8 protein-coding genes are annotated in these 6,523 nt (G+C 40.8%); 4 read left to right on the top strand and 4 right to left on the bottom strand.

All coding sequences use genetic code 11. From position 1 onward, the window contains the following. Positions 1 to 208: 208 nt before the first annotated feature. Complete coding sequence (locus tag ACM0OP_RS16485) at positions 209 to 604, bottom strand: type II toxin-antitoxin system death-on-curing family toxin (protein WP_414529504.1); 396 nt, start codon at positions 602 to 604, stop codon at positions 209 to 211. Beyond that, on the bottom strand, positions 597 to 1,214 hold the full coding sequence (locus tag ACM0OP_RS16480) for a hypothetical protein (RefSeq protein WP_414529503.1): 618 nt from the start codon (positions 1,212 to 1,214) through the stop codon (positions 597 to 599). The genes ACM0OP_RS16485 and ACM0OP_RS16480 overlap by 8 nt, the downstream gene beginning before the upstream one ends. Positions 1,215 to 1,592: 378 nt before the next feature. Here ACM0OP_RS16480 and ACM0OP_RS16475 point away from each other — a divergent pair, with 378 nt between their 5' ends. Together ACM0OP_RS16475 and ACM0OP_RS16470 are read left to right on the top strand one after the other, a co-directional pair. Next, the gene (locus ACM0OP_RS16475) at positions 1,593 to 2,117 is read left to right on the top strand and encodes a DUF937 domain-containing protein (RefSeq protein WP_414529502.1); all 525 of its coding nucleotides are present in this window, start codon (positions 1,593 to 1,595) and stop codon (positions 2,115 to 2,117) included. A gap of 50 nt (positions 2,118 to 2,167) precedes the next feature. After that, positions 2,168 to 3,367: a glutathione S-transferase family protein gene (locus tag ACM0OP_RS16470; RefSeq protein WP_414529501.1), complete on the top strand. Its 1,200-nt coding sequence runs from the start codon at positions 2,168 to 2,170 to the stop codon at positions 3,365 to 3,367. A 38-nt stretch (positions 3,368 to 3,405) separates the two neighbouring features. On the opposite strand, the gene ACM0OP_RS16465 is transcribed toward ACM0OP_RS16470, so the two are convergent. Beyond that, positions 3,406 to 4,731 carry a tRNA nucleotidyltransferase/poly(A) polymerase family protein gene (locus ACM0OP_RS16465; protein WP_414529500.1) on the bottom strand — a complete coding sequence of 442 codons (1,326 nt, stop codon included), beginning with the start codon at positions 4,729 to 4,731 and terminating at the stop codon, positions 3,406 to 3,408. Positions 4,732 to 4,815: 84 nt separating this feature from the next. On the opposite strand from ACM0OP_RS16465, the gene ACM0OP_RS16460 reads away from it, so the two are divergent. Both ACM0OP_RS16460 and tsaB read left to right on the top strand, forming a co-directional pair. Then, on the top strand, positions 4,816 to 5,064 hold the full coding sequence (locus tag ACM0OP_RS16460) for a Ycf34 family protein (RefSeq protein WP_414529499.1): 249 nt from the start codon (positions 4,816 to 4,818) through the stop codon (positions 5,062 to 5,064). Positions 5,065 to 5,200: 136 nt separating this feature from the next. Next, positions 5,201 to 5,860 (top strand): tRNA (adenosine(37)-N6)-threonylcarbamoyltransferase complex dimerization subunit type 1 TsaB, encoded by a 660-nt coding sequence (gene tsaB, locus ACM0OP_RS16455; RefSeq protein ID WP_414529498.1) that lies wholly within the window; start codon positions 5,201 to 5,203, stop codon positions 5,858 to 5,860. Here tsaB and ACM0OP_RS16450 read toward each other — a convergent pair. Then, on the bottom strand, positions 5,757 to 6,437 hold the full coding sequence (locus tag ACM0OP_RS16450; protein ID WP_414529497.1) for a pentapeptide repeat-containing protein: 681 nt from the start codon (positions 6,435 to 6,437) through the stop codon (positions 5,757 to 5,759). The two genes, tsaB and ACM0OP_RS16450, sit on opposite strands and share 104 nt — an antisense overlap. Between the last annotated feature and the right edge of the window lie 86 nt (positions 6,438 to 6,523).

The raw sequence follows: 6,523 nt of genomic DNA, 5'->3' as shown, positions 1-6,523 counted from the left end.
TACTACTTTGGTGGCTTTTTTTATCTGTGACAGTTTAGGGTGCGGAATGTGGGATATAATTCGCTACTACACAAGCAAAGTCCACCTGCGTGGACTAATGAAAAAATCAAGGTCTTTATTTTTAACCCGCGTAGGCGGGTTTGGTCTGTATAGCCACGACTTCTAGTCGCCAGGGCTAGTAATAAATTAGACTTGTGCATTCATCCTATTAAAAAAGTTCTATGATGCAATTTTTCAGGATTTCAATTAACTGTTCTTTATCCACTTTGTTATCGGCTACCTGTATTGTTAATTCATAAGCTTCTTTTGGTGTCATATCCAGTTCGTAATCGTTCAAGTTTAAGAATGTCACCATCACATCAAAGGCAGTTCGCTTGTTACCATCTACAAAAGCATGGTTATTAGTGATGTGAAATAAATATGCTGCTGCTTGTTCAACAATTGTGGTATGTAAAAGTTCCCCCCCAAAGCTGGCTTGAGGTTGGTAAATAGCCGAATCTAGCAAGCCTTCATCGCGGATGCCAAATGAGCCACAATATCGCTTAATTTGCTTAGTATGTATACTTAAAACATCTGCTTTTTCAATAAATTTAGGACTATGCAAGATTCTTGTACACCTCATCCCATTTTTTTGTAGATGCCAAAGAAATCAGCATAGTTTCTGATTCTTGGGGTGTGATGTCTCCTAAGTCTAGTGCATTAATTTCTTCTTCAGATAATGCGTTTGTTCTTAAACTAGCTTGAATTAGGGATTTGATTACATATTTTAAGGTTTCCATTAAAATATATTTTTCATTATCATGAAGATTTTCAAAGAAAGTTCCATTATTGATTTGTTTGTAGAAATATACAGAAGACAATGTAAAGTTTTTAATATCACTTTCACGCTTAATAGATCGAAAAAAATACCAATACTTATCTATAATTTCCCGCTCCAGAACAAAATATTTAACAAATAGTAAAATTGCTAATTCTCCTAGCTTGGCTTTTTCGCTAAGTTCTTTACCCAGCTTATTTAGCTTATTCACTTTTGCCACAAGTTTTTCTAAGTCTGCTATCACATAACTGAGAGATGTTAATTTACCATCTATCTTGAGTATCTCTGCCATTACATCATCTTGCACATTGGGATCATTCAGACACTCCTCAAGAAATTTTATCTCTTCCTGAATGCTGGCAATTGTTTCTTGTGGCAGTATGAAGCTATGCACCATAATTTATGTACCTGGCTGGTGAGGTTATATGCTTCCCCTTAAATTACTTTACAGCAGTTTTCATGCATTGAGTCCAAACGCTTGTTTTCAGTATTTCTTACTTTGCGACTTTGCGCCTTTGCGCGAAACAAAAAAATCTAAATTAAGAATTATTAACTAATTGCACAACTGCGGCGGCTAAAGTATTTGGTTCCAGTAGCTTAGGGATGTGCATTTGAAAACCTGCGGCGATCGCCGGAACTTGTCAACCTGTTTCAGGGGATAAAATCCCGCGAATCATTATCATCCTTAAGTTGGTGGTTTTGCTGTGTTAATTGTTTCATAATAGCAACAGCTGTTTTACACTCAGAGAATAAGAACATCAGGAGAAAGATGATTATGCGTCTATTTGATCAAATTATCGGTGCTGTTACCAATCCCAATCAACAAGCGAGTTTAGGTCAACTCGGCAGTATTATTAACACTGTTAATCAGCTAAGTAATGCGACTGGGACAAATCCTTCAACCATACAATCGGTTGTCGGTGTAGTAGGTAAGTATGTACGTTCTGCTTTACAACAGAAGCAAGCCTCAGAAGGTAATGAAGCAACCCAAGGATTAGTTAATCAATATGCTGGGACTTCTTCTAACCCTGAAGCTGTCAGTTCCCTGTTTCCCCCTCAAACACAACAGCAGGTAGCACAGGCAGCTTCTCAACAGACAGGATTGGATGCTGGTACAATTATGCAATTGTTACCTGTGATTGTGCCGATAGTATTAAATTTGTTGCAATCTGGTAGTAATACCCAAAATCCCCAATCTGGTGGAAATTCTGTATTAAATTCTTTCTTGGATGCCAACGGGGATGGCGATGTCAATGTTGCCGATGCTATTCAATTGTTTAGTAAATATGTTGGCAGTTAGTCGGGATATCTGTAAATTACAGAAATACCGTTACCAATTTACCTCACTTTATGACTACTGCACCCTTAAGCTGGCAAGAACTAGAAACCCTCACGGACTATCAAATAGATACTGTTAATGATCTCACCAACGCTAGAGCCAGGTTACGCTTGTTTGGTCAGCCGGAATCTGATGTGCGAGTAACGCTGTACCGCGATAATCACGCTTGGTGTCCCTACTGTCAAAAGGTTTGGTTATGGCTAGAGGAAAAACAGATCCCCTACCGCATCGAAAAAGTGACCATGTTCTGCTACGGGGAAAAAGAAAGTTGGTACAAACGTAAGGTTCCATCAGGAATGCTCCCTGCAATTGAGTTAGATGGACAAATTATTAAAGAAAGCGATGATATTTTGCTCGCTTTGGAACAGGTTTTTGCTCCATTAAACCAAGGGATGGAAGACCCCAAGGTGCTGACTCTACGTCGATTAGAACGACTTTTATTTAGAGCTTGGTGTATGTGGCTGTGTTCTAGAGCAGGTTCTTCTCAACAAGAACAACGCAACCGAGAACAATTTATTTCAGTGGTGGCTAAGGTAGAAGAGGCTCTGGGTAGCACCCCAAGCCCTTACTTTCTGGATAGCTTCGGCATCGTTGATGTGATTTTTACGCCATATCTGGAACGGATGAATGCCAGCCTTTACTACTACAAGGGCTATTCCCTACGAGAGGAAAACCCTCGCTTAAGCGCATGGTTTGCGGCAATGGAAAGCCGACCTACTTACCGAGGTACTCAGAGCGACTTTCACACCCACGCACATGATTTACCGCCCCAGATGGGTGGCTGTTGGGAAAACGGCGAACCTCAGATGCTTCTCAATAAGGCGCGGGTGGATAACGGTCCCTGGTTTGGACTCCCAGATATTTCTTATCCAGAACCCGAAAACTCCCGCATGGAGGCTCTGCAACGAACTATCAAACACCGCCTGAATATTATCCGAGTCAATCCCTTAGATGATAGTTTGTTTGATCAAGCGTTACGTTGTGCTTTAACTCAGATGATGACTGGTGAAGCCTGTGTACCTCCATCCGGGTCTGATGTGGCTCTACGATATTTGCGCGATCGCATTAATGTACCACGAGATATGTCCATCTATGCAGCCAAGCAATTGCGGGAATCCCTGGAAACAACCGCAGCCCTCGCAGGTAATGGCCAGCCAGAACCTATTCCCACTCAGCATCGACGAGATCAAGACCCGTCTAACTTTGCCTAGCTAATGAATTTTAGTACGTTCATGTGTTTAACATCTTCTTAATTCCCCCTGCTCCCTGCTCCCTGCTCCCCTGTCTCTTCCCTACTCCCCACCTCTAATAAACTCCGAGCTAATGCGATCGCCTCTTGGGGAGTGGAAATTTTACCCTCAGCTTGAGCTATGGTAATTTCTGTTAATAATTCCCCTAATTCTGGGGAAGGTAAAATATTTAATGCTAAAATTAGCTCGTCACCGCTAACGAGTTTAGTGGGATGAGCAACCAGATCATCAGGGTTCAGGTAGCGGTTGATTAATGGTGCATAAACGCCTAGCGAATTGTCGCCTGACATCGCCGATACCAAATTATTATCTACTAAGGCTAAAATTATTGTAGCTGCAAATACATTTCCGGCTGCTTGAAAGAAAAAATACTGTTCTCGCACAGACATACTATCTGATTTTAGCTGCGGTAATAGTTTCAGTGCAGTGGTGACAGCTTTAATTTCTGCTTGGCTGTAAGTTCTTACTTGTAGTTCTGCTTTAGCAACTTCTGGATTACTATCAACAAGACAAGCCAGTTTAGCGATACCTAACCAAGTGGTTTTTACTGTGTCGCGGACATACTGTTGTAATTCTGTACTCAGTTGTGGGTAAATTTGGCTCAGTGAGATAGCTACTTGATCCACTTTTGCTAGTTTCTCAAAACTTAGGGAATTAGCATTTGGGAATAAAGGTGCAAGTAACCCATTTTCTGCGGCTTTTATCAGCCAATGTGTACCTTGAGAATTTGCTAATAAATAATGAATTTCTCCCCGCACGCGTTCGGCGGCGACTTCTGTGATGTGTGATGCTAAATTGTGAATAGTTTTCTCAGTATTTAACTCAATGGTAAAGTCAAGTTGGGCGGCTTGACGATATGCGCGCATTAATCGCAGAGGGTCATCTTTGAGGTTATTTGGTGATATCATTCGCAAGATACCCTGTTCTAAGTCAGCCCGACCTTGTAAGGGGTCAATGAATTGTTGAGTATAGGGATTGTAGGCGATCGCATTAATTGTAAAATCTCTTCTATATAAATCAGCTTCTATACTTTCCCCTTCTTGTTGGGCAAAATCCACCGTAGCTTCAGGAAAAACCACACGGGCGATTTGTCTTTGAGCATCAAGTAACACAAAACCAGCATGATAATGACGTGCGATCGCCTCAGCTACTGCCACCGCCCCAGAGGGTATAATAAAATCCAGATCCAAGTATTCACGAGTTCTACCCAAAAGAGCATCCCGTACCGCACCACCGACAATATAAGCAGGTTGTGGTAAAAATTCCCAGCTAAAAGGCCAATTTTCAGGAAGCAGAGTAGGATATATCAAATCGCGCATTGTCATAAAAATCAACCCAATAACTAGTGAATAAAAATTGGGCTTAAGTTACATTAACAATAAACCAAGGTTTTTGGAGACAGTTCGATTATGTGTATTTGCGTGAACTGCCACTATGTAGACCGTTGTGAAACCTACCACGCCGTAGAAGCACAACACCAACAGCCCCATTTAACCGAAAATCCCACCTTCGACCCCAATGAACCCTCCATTAACGTCAACATCCGCACAAGCGGGGAAATGATTGAAATGGAATGGGACGTTGTGGGTTGTCTCAGCTTCAAGCGAGAAACAGGTAAATGGTCGAAATTGCGCCCAGGTGAACTCGTACCGACGTGATGAAAACTGATTTTTGCATATTCAACGCGGCTACTGCTATTTCCTGTAGTAGTCGTATATCTTGCTTTGAATATAAAGCCATGATTCTGTGGTTGAATAAATAAATCACCTCAAAACATCAACTTTATAATTAACCTTGACCCCAGAACTACAGAACCTTGCAGCCACAAAATACGCGATCGCACTACACACCACCACACCCGAACTGGGGTTGGCTATCAGTAATTTTGCTAGTGAAACTCGCGCTCATACTTGGGATTTGGGGCGTGATTTATCTAGCTATGTACATGAATATTTAAGAAAATTTATTCAACCCCACACCTGGGCAGATATAGAATTTATTGCCGTAGCTAGAGGGCCTGGTGGTTTTACAGGAACTCGTATTGGTGTAGTCATTGCACGCACCTTGGGACAACAGTTAAATATCCCCGTATTTGCCATTTCTACCTTAGCAGCAGTAGCTTGGGCGAACAAAGGTCAAAATCAATCAAAACCAGCAGTAATAGCCGTAGAAATGCCAGGACAGAGAGGAAAAATATTTGGTGCTATTTACCAAATATCTGCTGATAAATTGAGTATCACAGCTTTATTACCAGATACCGTATTTACACCAGAAGCATGGCAAGAAACCTTAGCCAATTGGCAGAGTGAATATCAACTCATTAAAGCCACATCTGGTTTAGCCGCAACAGTCAGTAGTATTTTGGAACTGGCTTATCTAGATTGGCAACAAGGTCAACATCCTCATTGGTCTGAAGCTTTACCATATTACGGACAACATCCGGTAGATATTTAAGAATCGACTTTTGACCCAATGAAAGCGAACAAGTTTCATTCTGTGGCTTGAGAAATATGCCAGCACCAATCAGGGCAACTAAAATTGGTACAACTACATACTGAATATACCATCTGATGTTTCCAGATTGAGAGATAGAATCCTTGAAGATTGCACCTCGATTTTTTAATATCCGCTTGATATCTTCAGTTAAGCCATCACAACTGTCAAATACTGTATTTTCTACCTTGACATCATGAAAGATAGTGTCATTAAGCTTAACTTTTTTGAGAGTAGCATATCGTAAATCTGAACCAGTTAAATTTGCCCCAGCTAGATTAGCTTGACACAAGTTAGCTCCATTGAGCTTGGCATTATGCAATTTAGCCCCACACAAACTAGCACCCGTTAAATCTGCACCACATAGTTGTGTATTCTTGAGATTGGCTCCATTTAAATTACAATAACTTAAATTACAGCCATTGAGTTTAGTTTCTATAAACAAGTTGTGACTAAAGTTGTAGTTGCTGAGATCGTGGTAGCTTAAATCTTGCTGGGAAAAGTCATTATTTGAAGAGTTGTTGGCAATTAAATTCATAGATTTTCCCTCGTCTAAATAGTATATCTAATTAAAGAGCAGATGCTAACCACGTCTTTGTATAGCAACAAATAAATTTTGGTTAT

Source organism: Nodularia chucula CCY0103, assembly GCF_963923915.1.
Classification (GTDB): Bacteria; Cyanobacteriota; Cyanobacteriia; order Cyanobacteriales; family Nostocaceae; genus Nodularia; species Nodularia chucula.
The sequence above is the reverse complement of the archived record's forward strand: the minus strand, read 5'-3'. Positions and strand labels throughout refer to the sequence as shown.